12 protein-coding genes are annotated in these 16,139 nt (G+C 50.8%); 5 read left to right on the forward strand and 7 right to left on the reverse strand.

All coding sequences use genetic code 11. The features are described 5' to 3' along the window. The first annotated feature begins 159 nt into the window (after window positions 1–159). Together BJ985_RS05120 and BJ985_RS05125 are read left to right on the forward strand one after the other, a co-directional pair. Window positions 160–2,157, forward strand: a complete 1,998-nt coding sequence (locus BJ985_RS05120; protein WP_179386805.1) for a glycosyltransferase family 2 protein — start codon at window positions 160–162, stop codon at window positions 2,155–2,157. Next, complete coding sequence (locus BJ985_RS05125; protein WP_179386806.1) at window positions 2,147–2,752, forward strand: hypothetical protein; 606 nt, start codon at window positions 2,147–2,149, stop codon at window positions 2,750–2,752. The genes BJ985_RS05120 and BJ985_RS05125 overlap by 11 nt, the downstream gene beginning before the upstream one ends. A gap of 48 nt (window positions 2,753–2,800) precedes the next feature. Here the strand turns inward: BJ985_RS05125 and BJ985_RS05130 are convergent, their stop codons facing one another. Beyond that, the gene (locus BJ985_RS05130; protein ID WP_179386807.1) at window positions 2,801–3,745 is read right to left on the reverse strand and encodes an NAD-dependent epimerase/dehydratase family protein; all 945 of its coding nucleotides are present in this window, start codon (window positions 3,743–3,745) and stop codon (window positions 2,801–2,803) included. Window positions 3,746–4,080: 335 nt separating this feature from the next. On the opposite strand from BJ985_RS05130, the gene BJ985_RS05135 reads away from it, so the two are divergent. Next, complete coding sequence (locus tag BJ985_RS05135) at window positions 4,081–5,124, forward strand: ATP-binding protein (RefSeq protein ID WP_179386808.1); 1,044 nt, start codon at window positions 4,081–4,083, stop codon at window positions 5,122–5,124. A 168-nt stretch (window positions 5,125–5,292) separates the two neighbouring features. Then, a complete protein-coding gene (locus tag BJ985_RS05140; RefSeq protein ID WP_179386809.1) occupies window positions 5,293–6,456 on the forward strand; it encodes a hypothetical protein in 1,164 nt (387 codons plus the stop codon). Window positions 6,457–6,509: 53 nt separating this feature from the next. Here BJ985_RS05140 and BJ985_RS05145 read toward each other — a convergent pair whose 3' ends face one another. Further along, on the reverse strand, window positions 6,510–8,357 hold the full coding sequence (locus BJ985_RS05145; protein ID WP_179386810.1) for a hypothetical protein: 1,848 nt from the start codon (window positions 8,355–8,357) through the stop codon (window positions 6,510–6,512). Between the two features lie 8 nt (window positions 8,358–8,365). Next, window positions 8,366–9,118, reverse strand: coding sequence for a glycosyltransferase (locus BJ985_RS05150; RefSeq protein ID WP_179386811.1), 753 nt, complete (start codon window positions 9,116–9,118; stop codon window positions 8,366–8,368). A 169-nt stretch (window positions 9,119–9,287) separates the two neighbouring features. Here BJ985_RS05150 and BJ985_RS05155 point away from each other — a divergent pair. Then, window positions 9,288–10,480, forward strand: a protein-coding gene (locus tag BJ985_RS05155) for an IS3 family transposase (protein WP_100067808.1) whose coding sequence is annotated in 2 segments (ribosomal slippage) — window positions 9,288–9,567 and window positions 9,567–10,480 — 1,194 coding nt in all. Because the reading frame shifts where the segments join, the coding sequence is not laid out codon by codon here. 30 nt (window positions 10,481–10,510) lie between these two features. On the opposite strand, the gene BJ985_RS05160 is transcribed toward BJ985_RS05155, so the two are convergent. From BJ985_RS05160 to BJ985_RS05175, 4 genes are all read right to left on the reverse strand, one after another. Then, complete coding sequence (locus tag BJ985_RS05160) at window positions 10,511–11,881, reverse strand: glycosyltransferase family protein (protein ID WP_179386812.1); 1,371 nt, start codon at window positions 11,879–11,881, stop codon at window positions 10,511–10,513. Between the two features lie 9 nt (window positions 11,882–11,890). Then, a complete protein-coding gene (locus BJ985_RS05165) occupies window positions 11,891–12,811 on the reverse strand; it encodes a hypothetical protein (protein ID WP_179386813.1) in 921 nt (306 codons plus the stop codon). A gap of 8 nt (window positions 12,812–12,819) precedes the next feature. Next, a complete protein-coding gene (wecC, locus tag BJ985_RS05170) occupies window positions 12,820–14,085 on the reverse strand; it encodes a UDP-N-acetyl-D-mannosamine dehydrogenase (RefSeq protein WP_284815461.1) in 1,266 nt (421 codons plus the stop codon). 123 nt (window positions 14,086–14,208) lie between these two features. Further along, window positions 14,209–16,089 carry a glycosyltransferase family protein gene (locus BJ985_RS05175; RefSeq protein WP_236587104.1) on the reverse strand — a complete coding sequence of 627 codons (1,881 nt, stop codon included), beginning with the start codon at window positions 16,087–16,089 and terminating at the stop codon, window positions 14,209–14,211. Window positions 16,090–16,139 lie beyond the last annotated feature (50 nt).

Consider the following 16,139-nt stretch of genomic DNA (forward strand, 5'->3'; position numbering starts at 1 on the left):
ACTCCCCCTTCAAACTGCCCCAAGGCTGTGACGAAGTAATCATCGAGCCCGTCCAATGGAAGGATCGGGCTAACCCAATTCCCATCCCACCTTTCGAGCTAGTTGTCACGGCCAATTGGCCTGGGGCAAATGTAGTTACTATTTTTGGAGAGCCGCTTAATGACTGACATTTCTGTAGTAATTGGATTCCGCGATTGGGGCGCACTCCGGCTTGAGCTAGCACTGGAGTCTATCCGTCAATCTTTTGGCCAGTTCGATGGTGAGGTAATTCTTTCTGACTTTGGCTCTACTGACCATGAAGCAAACCGCAGGCTCGCACAGAGACTGGGCGTGAAATACGTATTTACACCGGACCAAGGTTACTGGTCTCGTTCTGAAGCTCTTAATGCAGGATTCGTACACGCGGACGGCGAAATCCTGGTATCTACCGATGCAGACATGGTTTTCACGCCTAAGGCGTTTGAGCGCATTGCCGCCGTAGCCAAACAGGATGGGCAATCTGCTTACTTCTTGCAGTGCCGGGACCTTCCCGAGGGAATGGACGATTCTTGGGTAGCTGAGCACCCCAATAGCTGGAAGGAGATGGAACGAGCTTCTCGGCTACGCCCTCGCTGGGGAATGGGCGGAATGATGGCTATTCCTCGAGAGGGCTTCGATCTCATTCGCGGGTTCGATGAGCGTCTCCATACCTACGGCGGCGAGGATCTCGATTTCGCGCAGCGCGCCCGTCGCGCTGGATACCGAACGGTGTGGATTGATGACCCTGAGGTACGCATGTACCACATGTGGCACCCAAAGACGATTAACACCGTTAATCAGACCGACGAAGGCAGAGAAGCTGTTCGCTTCAACAGGTCTGTCGTCCACCACGACAAGTCGTTCGTACGGAATACCAGTGAGTGGAAGCATCGCCGCGGAGGCGAAAACCCGGTTGTGTCAGTGGCAATTTCCACATATAACCGCGCGGATTTCCTTAGAGAGACAATCCTCTCTGTTCTCAACCAAACCATGCAGGATTTCGAAATCGTCATCGTCGACGACGGTGGTACTGACCACACGAAACAAGTTGTCGACGATTTTAACGACTCTCGAATTAAATATTTTTGGCAGGAGAATCAAGGCATCTCCGCCGCTCGAAACCTTGCAGCCGAGAAAAGCACCGGCTTCTATACTGCTGTCATCGATGACGACGACCTCATGCACCCTAACCGGCTCCAATGGCAGCTAGAAGGAATCGAGGCCGGCGCCGTTGGTAACGTTGGTTGCTTCATCAACTTTGAGCACGACGACGGAACCATGCAACTCTTCGTGGGTAAGAATCCTACCGCGGAGCGTTCCATTCCTACTGGTTCCGCACCGGGGCATGGTACTTGGATGCTGCAAACAGATGTCATTCGAAAGCTAAAATATGACACTTCTCTTTCCAGCGGCGTAGACAACAATTTCTTCCTTCGCCTGCTCCGCTCTGGCTACAAAGTAACCCACACAGGCAAGCCCCTCACGCTTCGCCGTATGCATTCAAGCCAGGTAACTAATACCGACGTAGGCAATCAAACGCGTGCGGCCGCAGAAACCCTCAGCTTCTTGCGCTGGCGATATGACGGAGCACAGCGCAAAATCGCTGAAGAACGGGCCAATGCCACACCACAGTGGCCAAAGATTGGTGACAAAAAGGAGATGATGGAGGAAGCACGCCGCTACCTCCCCGATCACCTCAGCACCAAGAATTTAATCGTCACCTCGCCCCTACCCCAAGCGGAATGGACCGGCCAAGTTACTGCCACGAAGGTCCATCTACTAAAACACGGGGAAGACGAAGCCGAGGAAGTCATCACCGACGTTTCAATCATTCTCACCGCTAGCTACGAAGATATGGTCACACTGCGCCAAAATGGGGCCGAATTCCGTGTTGCCCTGGCGGACGGAGATGCACCTAGTGATCCGTTAAACGTACTAGCAAACGGCATCATTCCTTCCCTGAATGCCAGCGAGCCCGATGCAGTATTTGCACTTTTCGTCCGGCTCGCACCGGAAGGCAAGTTTGACGTGTTCGTAGGCAACCATGGCTTGATCGCCGACAAGTTCAACACTCTAGAGAACAAAGCCAACGCGTTTGTAGTAGGACCGAAGCACTTCGAGGCAGATAATGAAGTTTAAACGAATTCAGGAACCAGGAAACCGAACTGGCTACGAAGCCGTTCTCTCGGAATACGACTCTATTCCCCCGAGCAACAAGGTCATCATTGATGAACTGCCGGAAAAGATTGACCCGAACCGCGAGGCCATTGCGCTATATCTCATCTTTGGAAAGTGGGTAGGTTCTGATTTCGCAGTCCCCCAGTGGATGTCCCCTCATACCGGTGAAACCATTGCGCGGGCAGCATCACCTATCACTGTTCACCCAACGCCTTTTGAGTACTACCCAAAGGGCCTTCCTATAGGCAACCGAGACCTCTTATGCACCGACTCCGTCGAGGTTGGCAACGAGCAAAGTACGGTTTCAGTCCTTCCCGCTCACTCTTGGTCCGGCGCAGTGAGAGGTTTCGATTCGCTCATGGTTTCTTCTAACGCCTTTGCGTTTCAGGAAACCCCCGAAGACGTAGCCCCGCTAGTAGGAATCGCCGTTCTTTTCGCTGAGGATCTGAACGCCGATTCTGTTTGTGTCCGAGCTAATCTTGCCGAAAGTGAAGAGAACCGAATAGCCGAGCTTCTTTCAAGCGTCCGCTTGGGTTTTAAGGCTACACAGGGCTAACCGCACAGAAATAAGGGCTCTCGCAAGTTCTAGCGAGAGCCCTTAACTCTATTCAGCGCCGAGGCCACGGAAATAATCAAGGGTTTCCTCAATTCCCCGCCCAAGGTCATACTCCGGCTGCCAGCCCAAATACCTTTTTGCTTTTGAAGAATCTAGCGAAGAACGAGGAACATCGCCCAATCGAGCCGGGGCAAACTCCGGGTCATCGGCCACACCCGCCGCCTTCGCTACTGCTGTGTGTAGTTCCCTATCGCTAGTCTCCACTCCCGTACCGATATTGAAACGCCCGAAGTCACCGGGTGTGGTAGCCGCCAAATAGAAAGCTCGAGCAACATCTTTGACGTACACGTAGTCACGAGTATTGGAGCCCGAACCAAATACCTTGGTGGGTTTACCGCTCAGAAGCCGCTGGCTGAAAATCGCAACGACCCCGGCTTCACCATGGGGGTTCTGGCGTGGACCATAAACGTTAGCCGGCGCTACGAAACTTACGCTGATGCCATACAACCGGTGGAACATCTCCAGATATAGTTCGCCGGCAGCTTTGCTGGCAGCGTAGGGGGACTCGGGAGCGAGCGGATTATCCTCGCTTACAGGAAAACTTTCGGGCCTGCCATAAATCGATCCTCCGGAGCTAGTGTGAACGATTTTCTGTACACCACTGCGGCGGGCTGCATCTGCCAGTTTGATCGTTGCAATAATGTTCGACTCAGCGTCTTCAACTGGGTCTGCCACCGAATGCCGCACATCAATCTGGGCCGCAAGGTGGAACACAACATCAGTGGGATGCTCTTGGAAGAAGGCACCGAAATCAAAATTCTTTATATCGCCTTCAATGATTTCAACTGTTCCGGATTTCATGGCGGATTCTAGATTGGCTTTCCGACCCGATGAAAAATTGTCCAACACAGACACAGAGTGTCCCTCAGAAACAAGTAAATCCACCAAGTGAGAACCGATAAACCCGGCTCCTCCGGTAACTAGAGCGCGCATGTCCTTAACAATAGCACCGCTTCAAAATTCCCTGCCAATTAACTGTGACCACAAAGAGGACCAGGGATTACTCCCCCTTTTCCTTCACCCATCCTCGTCTGCCATAAGCGTGAAGGACCACATGCTATAAGCCAAATGCTCTCAGGACTCTACCGACCAAGCATAGAAGCCCCGCCACATCAGAGACAGCATCTTATGAAAGCTCAAGGAACTGCCTCCACTCACGCCGCACGTGTTGCGGAGATTTTGCAGGCTCATCGATGGGGCGAATTAGTGAGTAGGCCTTAGTGAGTTAGTCGGTGCAAAAGCGAGAACCTTAAATGTACTATGACTACGTGAGCTATGATCCTAGAAACCTAATTGCTTTGGTAAATGACGAAATTTTGAAACCAAAGCTGCCAATCAATACTTATGACCGGATTAAGTCCCGCACAAAACTTATGCTGGGCGAAGCGAGGTCCCGCGGCTGGGAGACCCAAAAAGTCAAAGACGGCACATGGATATTTTTGAATAACGGTAAAACGGTGGGAGGAACCGTTTACCACGGCCCTTCTACCCAGAGCATGTTCGCTAGAAGGGTTTCCAACGACAAACAAGCCACAAAATTGACCCTTCAAGCCAATAACGTGCCGACGCCTAACGGCCAGAAGTTCAATTCAGCCACTAAGGCTGAGGCCCTCGAATATTTTAAGGCGCAAGATCGCCCTGTCGTGGTTAAACCGAATGGCGGTACCCGAGGGCGAGGCGTGTCTCTCAATATCAAAGATACCGAGTCGTTTGAAAAAGCTTGGACTAAAGCAGCTGACAGCGGCTACGGCGATGAAATTGTAATCGAAGAATACTTCGCTGGTTTCGACATTCGCGTCTTAGTCATCGGTGGCCGTGTACGCGTTGCTTGCTCTAGGCTAAACGCATTTGTAGTAGGTGACGGGAAGCATACGGTTCAAAAACTGGTGGATCTCGAGATCCAACGCCGACAGGCCGATGCTTACCTAAAATCTACGGAGATCAACATAGATGACGATTGGCTGGCCGAAAGCCCTTGGGCACTCGATCAAGTGCCCCAGCACGGCGAAGTAGTCGTCCTAAATCCAATATCCTCCTTAGGTGGAGGCGGCTTTACGCTTAATGTCATCGATAAGATTTCTCGTCAACACATCGCGGTTGCGGAGCGCGCTGCTCGCGCCTTCCCAGGAACTGGAACAGTGGGTGTAGACATCTTCACCTCTTCCCTGAAGCCTGATGCCGACATCACCGTCCTAGAAATCAATACGCAGCCCTTCTTCGACATGCACCACTATGTAAGTTACGGAGAGCCTGTTAATGCGGCTAGCTATATTGTCGACCAGATCGAGCGAACACAGCTGCTCTACTCTTAGGCACTAGTTAAGACTCTAGGCTTTGCTGGGTCGGCGTAACACCGCTGAACCTCTGCACTGCCTCGGGCTTAATAGTGAGAACCAAGGCGAACTAACTTGTCAGCCTGCCCTCGTTGCTAGAATCTGTGCGATAAGCAACCCACTCCTAGCTCAGATGATTGGAACTACATGCGTACCGAGCACCTAAACCATATTCTGGACTCTCTGCCCAGCCTTGAACAAAATTATTGGCAAGATGGCTACACCACAGGCATTCACAACGCGTGGATTCGGACTGTCCGCCGCTCGGGGCGCAACTTCCATATTGACCGCTCGAAAAAGAACCGTCCGTATATCACTCTAAAGGATTCTGCAGATGAACCCATCGGAGTAGTTACTCCTTGGAACGTACCTACCTGCACTAAGACAGCTGGGCGAATCTGCCAGAACAAAGTAAAAACCCAAAAAATCCTGCACACTGCTGGCATTAATGTTCCCTGGTACCAGGTTTTTGGACCGGACGAGGCTGACAAAGCCTTCGACACCGCTTTTGCTCAAGGCCGGAGGGAAGTTGTGGTCAAAGCACCAAGCTTCTCCCAAGGTCTCGGAGTTTTTCTCAACGTTACTGAACAGGACTTTAAAGATCGCTTTCAAGAATGCGTTGAGATGCAAAAGGAACGAAAGCGAGAGCCCTCGGTAATTGTCCAAGAAATGGTTGACGGCTTTGAATTGCGCGTCACCGTTGTGGAGGGAGAGTTTTTCGGTTCAATCATCCGAATCCCTGCCTACGTTACCGGCGACGGAACCCACAATATCGAAGAACTGATGGCGCTTAAGAATGAAGAGCGTCAGAAGGACCGCGCACGAAGCAAGCGGCTTCTTCGCCGAAACGCGAACATGGAAGCGTTCATGCGCTCCAATTCATTGTCTTTCTCCGATATTCCCGAAGCAGGAGAACGCGTTCTCCTCAGCGCAATCTCTAATATTTCTTTCGGTGCTGAAACTGCAAATATCACCGATATCATTTCGGAGGAAATAAGGGACACCGCTGTTCGAGCAGTTGCCGCGATTCCGGGTCTATACACTGGCGGCGTCGATATCATGGTGCGTAGTTTGAAAGACGACATGCCACGAGTTTTGGAAGTCAACTCTTTCCCTCACGCGACATCCTTTATCTATCCCACTTACGGGGAATCTATAAACCCCATCGCGCACTATCTGGACTCGTACTACGCCCAGCACAAGTTTGCAAAAGGCACAGAAGAGACCTTCTCATTGAAAGAAAAGCAGATGCTTTCTTCTCGCCATGACTTCTGCAAACTAAAGCTGCAGCTATTTCCCACCCAAGACTAAAAGTGAGGTCGGTGAGCATGAGCACATCATGTTCACCGACCTACAGCCTTGGGCTAGTCATCTTTCGCCGCTAGCCATTCCTTCCGCAGCCAACGGTCAGCCACGTACAAACGCCAAATGAATTTCACGATCTCTCTTTGAGACGACTTTTCGGGAACGATAAGTTCTCCGTTTGCGGCCGCTTCCAAGATCTTCCCAAATTCGGGAGTGACCTTTGAAATGAGCAGATCCCAGTTAGCAGATTCCACCAACTCACTGGCCATCTGAACGGCCACAGCTTTGGTGTACTCTATCGCTTTTGAATCTTTAAGCCGAGGATCCACCTGTAGGAATTCATCGCTCTCATGAGCAGGAACTTCGGCATATCGCTCGGCAAAGGAGTCTTCTCCAAGATTCTCCGCCGGACCAGCACTCTCAAACCGCCATTTATTGCCGTTGGACAAAGGAATGCGGTTCGCTTCGGGCCAAATCATTTCTAAGGCCCTAAAGAGAACACGCTGTGAAACCTTCTCTGACATCGTCATAGCGTCAGAAATCGCAGCTACCTCTTCATCAGCGATTGGATAAGCAATGACTGCATCACGCTCGTAAAGGTTTATATGTGCATGCAGCCAACGTCCCGACCTAAAGTTTCGGGCAAAGAGATACAAGTACTCGAGGTCGATAGACGTCTCTACTTCACGCTGCCATTGTTCAAGGAAATAAGCGTACTGCGCTCGGATTCCCTCGTTTACGAACCACCCGGCTTGTCGTCGCAAAGCGTTTTGCAAGCCCGACCCAGAATAGTGCAGCTTCTTTGCCTGACCGCCCTTCATTAGTGGCCACTGCCCCAGCATGATTGCGTCACCGGCAACACGCGGCGAGGATCCATAATAAATAGAAGTATGTGGTTCAGATGCCGGGATGCCATCAGACATGAGAATTGTTCGATCAACCTTTTCCGCCAAGCTTGACCGATCAACTGGGGCTGGTGCAGTTACTTCCAAGTTCTTTTTAGCTGCTCGGCACAAATTATGCGCCACTCGGACTTCTTCATCATTCGGCTTGCCAAAGGTTACCCCATAGACAGATTGCTCCGAGTCCCTAACTAGTCCGAGCAATAACCGGCTGTCTTTACCGCCACTCATTCGTACTTGGACGTTTTTGCCCGAAAAATTCGCTAAAGCTCTGTGCGTAGAGGCCTTTAGCGCGTCGGCGAGTGCTTCAGCTGCTTCCTCTTCAGAGTGAAGGTTAGGGAGGTTCGCGGTTAGACCTGCTGGACGAGGAATAATCTTTACTTCTCCGCCATTAACCTCGAGTGCCTCGTCCACTGCAATCGTAGATACGCCTTCAAACGGAGATACGGCATCGAGGTTAAACCCAAACATCAAATACTGATCTAAAAAGTCAGTTTCCAATGCCACTGGAGAAGCTTCTCCCTCTGCTCTTGCTACTGCAGCAAGAAGTGGTCTGTTGCTAGCGAAAACATAATCTTCCGTCTCCGCATAATGTACCGCTTCTAGAGCCGGAATTGTGTTCCATAGTATGACGCGATCGCGATAGCGCTCACCCCAGATCGCCGTATAGCTGCCCCAAACAGGATCGGTGTAAACAACCTCGCCGCCACGCCTGGACACCTTCTCTAACAGGAGCTCGGAAACATCCTGGCCGCTCGAATGCGCCCACCAGTCTTTCTTTGCGACGACGCGGTTCGACTCATTCTTCCTTTTCCACACGCCTATAGAGGCAGTCCCATGCTGTCCCGGTGTGGAAACTTTTATTTCACTGCGATAGTGATCACTGACCAAACTGCGGTATTTCTGGAAGCACCGCCGTAGCAGTTCGGAATTATGCTCTGCAAGGTCGTCAGAAACGGTAGAGCGAAGCTTCTTCTTAGGCACCGCCAAAAGGTAAATGGACATCCTAGCTCCTAGATAGTTTCCGTAGGCTCAGACTCCTTGACGGCAATATTTTGCCCGGTCAAGGCTTCGATCCATTCGGAAATAATTTTCTTAACCCCCCAACGGGAGGCGTATTCACGTGCCTTTTGGCCCTCTTCTGCAAATGTCTCCGGTTCACGTAGGGCGAGTACGCGATCGATTGCGAGGTCACTACCTCCATCTACATACGGACCAAAAATGTTCTTCGCCCCTTCTCTCTCCCACACGATGGGGACTGCACGCGAGGCCATTCCTTCTGCAGGCGCAAGATGGAAACTTTCCTCATCACTTGGCGACAACACGATGCCGATCTTCCTAAACCAAGACGCCATATCTGGCCCAAAATCTTCAAACACTACGTGATCCCGTAGTCGCTCGTTCGAGGCAATAGATGAGAAAAAATCTAGATACAACTGCTTCTGCAGCGGCTTACTCCATTCGTGAGGGTATTCCCATGGGGCCCTGCCTCTTATGTGAAGGATGTACCGGTCGTCTTGTTCCAATAGCTCTTCAAAAAATGAAACAGCTCTATCTGGTCGCTTCAAGAAGGGAACGTAGCCGACCAGACCAATATGGAACTGAGCTCCAAAAAGCTTTTCCCGGTCAAAGTCCACTAAATCAATTGCATTTGGAATTACCCGAGTAGCCGTGGATTGGAGCGGAAGTCGTTCCAGCGCCAATTCCTCGTAATGCTGCGAAACGAAAATCAATTCGTCCACGGCCTGCCAGTCGATTTCCTTCATCCATGGACCGGGACCACGAAGTTCGAATCCATGTAGACGACTAATTAGCCTCTGCCCTGCTCGCTTATGCTCTGCATACCAGCGAACTGACGGACCACGGACCTGACCCCTGTTTGGTGGACACCTGATATCCAGCCCAGTCGGGCTGGAAGAAAGGTAATCTACCACCATGTCCAGGTACTCCGAACAGTTCAAACGCGATGCCGTGGCCCTCTACGAAAACAATGAGGACCTCTCACTGAACTCAGCATCAGCAGAGCTCGGTATCAACCGTGCCTCGCTGCATTCTTGGATCAAGAAGTACGGCACCGGCAAACGTGCCCGCACAAAAAGCATGCGCGACAAGGTCCAAGCAGCGAATGATTCCGAACGGATCCGCCAGTTAGAAAAAGAGAACGCAAAGCTGCGCGAAGAACGTGACATCCTGCGCAAGGCCGCGAAATATTTTGCCGAAGAGACTCACTGGTGATCCGCTTCCAGTTTGTCTATGACCACCGAACCGAATTCTCGGTTAAGCGGATGTGCCAGGTGTTAAAGCTCAATCGCTCCTCGTTCTACAAATGGGTGCAAACCCGCGAAGAACGCAGGTTAAAGACGTGTTCGGATGCTCTTATTGGTGCAAGAATCAAGACCATCTTCGATGATGAATACGGGCTTTATGGTGCTAAACGCATCGCTGCAAGCCTTAAAGCCGATACGAGCTTTGGCCCGATAAATCACAAGAAAGTCGCACGAATCATGAAATCCATGGGACTTAAAGGCTTTACCAAACGCCGCCGATGCGTCACTACCAGGCGTAAGCCTGGTCACCGCGTCATGCCAGATCTAGTAGGCCGCAGATTCACAGCTGACAGGCCAAACCACGTCTATGTAGGCGACATTACGTACCTGCCGTGTAAGGGCGGCAAGAACATGTACCTGGCCACGGTCATCGACGTCTACTCGCGCAAACTTGTCGGACATGCACTCGCCGATCACATGCGGGTATCACTGGTTATCGAAGCTTTGTCCCATGCCAGGAAAGTCCGCGGAAGCCTTAAAGGGGCAATTTTCCATTCTGATCACGGCAGCGTGTACACCTCACAAGCCTTTAGGAACTATTGCTCGTCGTTGGGTGTGCGCCAGTCTATGGGAGCGGTAGGAACGAGTGCTGATAACGCCCTAGCAGAATCGTTTAACGCCACGCTCAAGCGGGAAATCTTGCGTGACAGGAAAGTCTTTGACAATCCGATCTCCTGCCGCCAAGAAGTCTTCCGGTGGTGCATGCGCTACAACACACGCCGACGGCACTCCTGGTGCAATCTTTCAGCTCCTGACGTCTTTGAAGCCGAGAATTCAGCTACACTGACTAGAGCAGCATAGCTAACCCCCGACGTGTCCACTTTCCGGGGGTCAGGCCCCACACCATTCGCAAAATACAACGTCCGCCCAATCGACTAGTTTTCGGCTGCGTTCTTCGTCATGCTGATGCAGAGACGACCACACGTCCTTCTCGAGTATGAACCGTGGATCCTTCTCAAGCGCATCCACTAATTCGCCCATGAACTTGAAATCGTGGGATGCGATTACGACCTTAATCGCATCCATAGGCACTGCACGCTTACTAGAACGGACTATGCCGGCCGCTTCGAAGTAGCCAGTTAGACGATCTACCGCTGAATCCATTGAAAAGTTTGCTACCTTGCCCCGAACCTTTGGGCTCATTAGGTCAATAGAGTTTGCGGTTTTCGCAATGACCTTTGCGGCATCCACTGCGGTAGCTTGCGCATCGATAAAGAATGGATAATCGCTACCGAAGAGAGCACGGGAGTCTTCGTTAAAGTTAACTAAGGCAGGAGTTCCAAGGGCAGAATATTCTAACGCCTTTGTGGAAACCTCAAGGCTTGAATCTAGTACCGCTGTCCGCCAACCTAATCCAATATGGGCGGACGAAATGGCTGCCATGGATTCATCCCGAGATACACCACCTAACCATTCAACTCCGCTATCAGCATCTGCCGCTGCCTTCTCTAGCGCATCTTTCATCTGAATGTGCCAAGAAGGTTCTCTCTTATCCCTATTTATCTTGTCTCCGACAACTAATAGCTCTGAGTCGATTCCCAACTTTCTCAGATGCTTGGGAATCTCCAGCATTTCGAGTGTCTTCCAGTCCTTAGCCATCTTTCCCGCATAGACAATGCGGAGCTTGTCCGACTGTTCGTAGTTCTCCCCGCGTTTCTCCTTGGAAAACGCCTCACTCGGTACCATCGGAAGCATCAAGCAGGTCTTCCCTGCCGCGAATGGAGCGATCGATTCTAGATAGCTTCGGGCCGCTTCAGTTTGTACAAATACTCTCCGAGAGTTCGCCGAGATTCTTTGCAAACGGCCTACATTGGTTTTAGAAAGCTTGGTGATTGGGAAAGGAAGATCCGTTATATAAGCCCAAAGTATCGGCGCCAAGGTCGAAGAGCGACTTAATGTGTGTGCCAAATTCAGTCCTCGAGAAACGAGGATGTCAGCACCGACCTTATTCGTCAACGATTCAAGGACAGGAACCGCGGCTTCCTCGTTGAGTGGAGAACTGGTGTCCGGAGGAAGATGTAGAACGACGTTTTCAATCTTGTCTACGGACTGTAAGAGACGATAGTTATCCGGCTTCATTTTGAGCTGGAGATGGACCTCATCGCATGTCTTTGAAAGCGTTTCGGTTATTGACATGAGCCAAATGGACGAACCATCGACAACATTCGGGCTGATGTCCCCATAAACTACAGCTATGCTCACTTCTTAACCTCACTTACACGCGTATGCGTCGATGGCCTTTATCACTGGGTTCGCCATTTCGGCGCTCCGAGAATCTTTCCTTGACTTCTTAGAAAGCACAACATCAGCGGCGTCACGCAAAACGCTCGTCATGTGTGAAGCTGGTGCATTAGCCACTACCGCCGTAACGACATTACCGTTTCGTTGCGCTTTCATAATCTGGCTATGGAGCTCCTGGAAAAGATGCGTTCCCTGAGCTGAAAGACTCCCGAACCAGCGACCAGAGGTTAAAGATGCTTCTTCGATAACGAGGTAGGAAATGTCGTTCCCTGCCTTCGCCAGGTCAACGGCAGAATCTATTTTCCGGACGGAGCAAAAGTCTGAAAGAATTTCACGTAGTTCGGAAGAGCCTAAAACGGCCACTACTCGACTCACTTCGCTGGCAGGATAGAGCAGTTCCCGTAGTTTTTCCTTGGAACCCTCCCCAGTGTCTTGCAGCGCCGCCTGTCGCCCAGCCACATGGGAGTTGGGCTTTTCGACAGGCTTCGATGCAGAGATACGCCTAGGCGAAAAATAGGATAGAGGTTCTGAGCTTCTGCCCCCTGAGCCTGTCTCCCCGTCCCGCCATTCCTCGACCGCGGAATTGATTTGAGTGAGTTGCTCTTCTTGAAAGCGTTGACTTTCTCTCGATTTAGCTATACTCCCCGACATGTTTCGGAGCAGCGACAACTCCTTTGCAACGGACATTACATTGCGGTAATCCTGACGGCGTTGTGCCTCCACTCGTCGTGCCCAAGAAACGCTCAAGACCAAAATCAGAGCTGCTATTAACACCGCCAAGATCAGCAGCCCCGCGCGAACCATATTGCTCGACAGCACCGCGGCTATTAACAACACAGCGGCTAACACGGCAAGACTTGCAAGCGACTTGCCGGATTCCAACCTCTTCATCCCTAGGATCAGCTCCACATGCCACGTGTGTCAACGACATTCTTTCCTTCCAAGACGCTCTTTTCGAGGCTCTTGAAAGGTGTATGGTCCACTAAGACAGCAACCACGGGGCTTGAAGATATCGCGTGAGAAGCGTCAACTAGCTGCACGTTTTGATATGCGGTTAGACTCTCGGGCAGCTCATTCACATTAGGCTCAGCTACTAGGATGTTTTTCTCTGGCCACTTCTCGGCCATTTGTTGCACGATAGACAGAGCAGGGGATTCTCTCAAATCATCGATATCCGGCTTAAATGCTATTCCCAGTGCGGCGATTGAATCTGCGCCTTCGGCCTCGACTGCTTCAGTAATTTTGGCAATAACGTAGGCAGGCTTGCCGTCATTAACCTCCCTCGCCGTACGGATCAGCTTGGCTTCCTCCTGAGCCGAAGAAACAATGAACCAAGGATCAACTGCAATGCAGTGGCCACCCACACCAGGGCCCGGATTCAGAATATTGACTCGTGGGTGATGGTTGGCGAGTTCAATCAATTCCCAAACATCAATTCCAAGCTTGTCTGAGATGATTGACAGCTCGTTTGCAAAGGCAATATTCACGTCCCTGAACGAGTTCTCGGTCAGCTTTGCCATCTCAGCGGTTGTTGCATTCGTCAATAGCATCTCGCCATTGCAGAAAGAGGAGTATAGCTGTTTCGCCCTATCCGTCGACAGGGGATTTAGGCCTCCGATAACTCGGTCATTAGCGGCCATCTCCTCCATAATCTTGCCCGGTAATACCCGCTCAGGACAGTGTGCGACTAAGAGACGGTTAGCACTTTCAGGATCCGTCGATAGGTCCGGCCTTTCGGCTAAAAGAATTTCAGCCATCTTTTCAGTGGTCCCTGGAGGGGAGGTTGATTCTAGGACCACGAGCGCCCCCGGTCGAAGCACAGGAGCAATATTCTTCGCTGCCGCTTCGATGTAGGACATATTGACTGAATAGTCATCATTGAACGGCGTCGGGACAGCCACAATGAACGCGTCTGCTTCCGCTACTTCTGTATCAGCCTTGAGATGTCCATCGGCGACTACGCTTTTTAATAAAGCTTCGAAGCCAGGTTCAAAAAAGGGCATTTCACCATTGTTGATCTTCTCCACATGGCGCTCATTGATGTCCACCCCCACTACGGAGATACCAGAATCAGCGATAAAAGCTGCAGTCGGGAGACCAATGTATCCCAGCCCAACAACACAAACCTTGTTTATGGGTCCCAATTGTTTCTCTTCGATGCTCACTAAAACCCCTCCTCGGGAGAAAAAGTATTTTCAAATTTTAATTCGACGTTCTAGAACCGCAGTATATTATTCCACAAAGGGGACGCTCCTACATCGAAAACCCTTGGGGAGCACGCGGTCCATCTAGCATTCAACAGCCTCGAAATTCCGACCAATCCCCACGACCTGCCCGTTAGCCAGAAACGATGCATTTGAGACTTCCCAAGTATGTTGTCCAGCATTTCTCATCTGAACAAAGTTGAAGCGGTCTGTGGAATATATTTTCCCCCCTTTCCTCAAAAGAGAACGAATAAACGCAGTGTCTTCCCCTCGGGAACGCGCCTCAAATTTATTTTCCGCAAACGTATTGCGGGGGCCGAAGAAAGTAGGGCCAGCTACGAAGTTCGTCCAGCGATGTTCCCTCTCCGGCCGCCTAACTATCAGCAATTCTTCATTGCCCAAAAACGCATAGTTTGCCTGTTTGCCTACCAGGTCAGCACCAGAAAAGGACCACGAGTTATACATATCCAAAAGATATGAAGCAAAGTAAAAATCATCATCATCAAACTTGGCGATGAAATCGCCTGACGAAGCAGCGATACCTGCATTTAAGCACTCTCCTAGCGAGGAACTTCGCTCCTCCCTAAGTACACGGTATTGATGAACTTTCGCCTCCTCAGCGAAGTTTGCAATCTCCTTGTCACCAACTTGAATCCCGTGCAGAACCAAAATCAGCTCGACATCCACTCCGGATTGCCGACCTACCTGCTCAAATACATGCTTCAATTGCCCTTCCCGCACCGTAGAGCAAATAACACTAACTTTTGGTTTAGTCTTCAGACCTTCAAATTCAGAGGGACTAACTCGTTCCAAAATCTCCATTGCCCGAGTTGTATAGGTATGGCTCTCCCAGATCCTTCTTTGCGCCCGATGTACCAGCCTGTCTCTCAACTCAGGAGAATTAACCAAGGCACGAATAGACAACGTGGCTTCTTCCCTACTATCTACAAGCACTAATTCAGTAGAAGGAAAAGTCTCCTCAAGTGCCTTGCTCCATGTAGAGACTACAGGCGTGCCAGAAGCAAGAAGTTCAAACACTCTACGGGAGCACATACTGGGACTGTCGACTACAGAGTTTACATTTAGGAAGACTTTGAAATTCTTGTAAGCCGCAATCATTTTTTCGTACGGCAGAGACCCCACAACTCTTTGGGAAAACGGCTGCGGGAAAAGATAACGCTCGTCTTTTCCCTCGAATCTAGAGAAGATACGGAGACCGTCTTCAAGATGCCCTGATGCGTCCATAGCTCCGCCCAGCAGCATCTCCATTTGCTCACGGCGTTCTGGATATTTGTGAGCAAAATACATGCCTGCAAAAGCCACGTCTCCTTTCTGATAGTTAGGCATATCAGTCCGGATAGGGTTATGAATCGCAGGCTGAGCAGCAAAGCTCAAAGGCCACACTCGGTCATGCCCCAAAGCCTGCTTATAGGCACCTACCAAATTGACATCACTCGTAAACACGAAATCGAACAATCGTGCAGTATCCAAGAAGTCCTCAAAATGGGGAGGATCCTCTTTATTCCAGAAGGCCGTAGGAATCCCAAGTTGCTTACATTGCTCGACGATCACGGAAAGCGCGGTGCTGGGAGCGGCACCGCCAGTCAATTGGTATTTCCAGGCTCCTCCATTTCCGTCCCAAGCACTCTCGACCAAGAATAAATCAAGCTCAAGGGATTGAAGTTTCGATTCTTCCCCAGGCAAGATTGGCACGATTGTAAATTCCTCTCCCCATGCCAGGAGAGAAAATTCATCCATGATTACGCCAACGCGTAGGTCCTTGAATGGGCTTGTCCTGTTAGTTTTCCCTTGGGCGGTTACTGCCAGTGGGTCAAACGTAGCGGTCCTTTTGCTTACCGTTCCTACGTTAAATCGCCTTTTAGTCTGGCGTATTAATTCAGAAGGGCCTTCATCTCGGGCCACCTGACGCGCCCGTTTAAAATAGTATTCAGTTTTATTCACCATCTTGTTTATTCTTCCATTTTGAGTCACAGAGGCCACCCACTCCAACGAAT

Origin of the sequence: Corynebacterium tuberculostearicum (assembly GCF_013408445.1) — a bacterium.
Lineage (GTDB): Bacteria > Actinomycetota > Actinomycetes > Mycobacteriales > Mycobacteriaceae > Corynebacterium > Corynebacterium tuberculostearicum.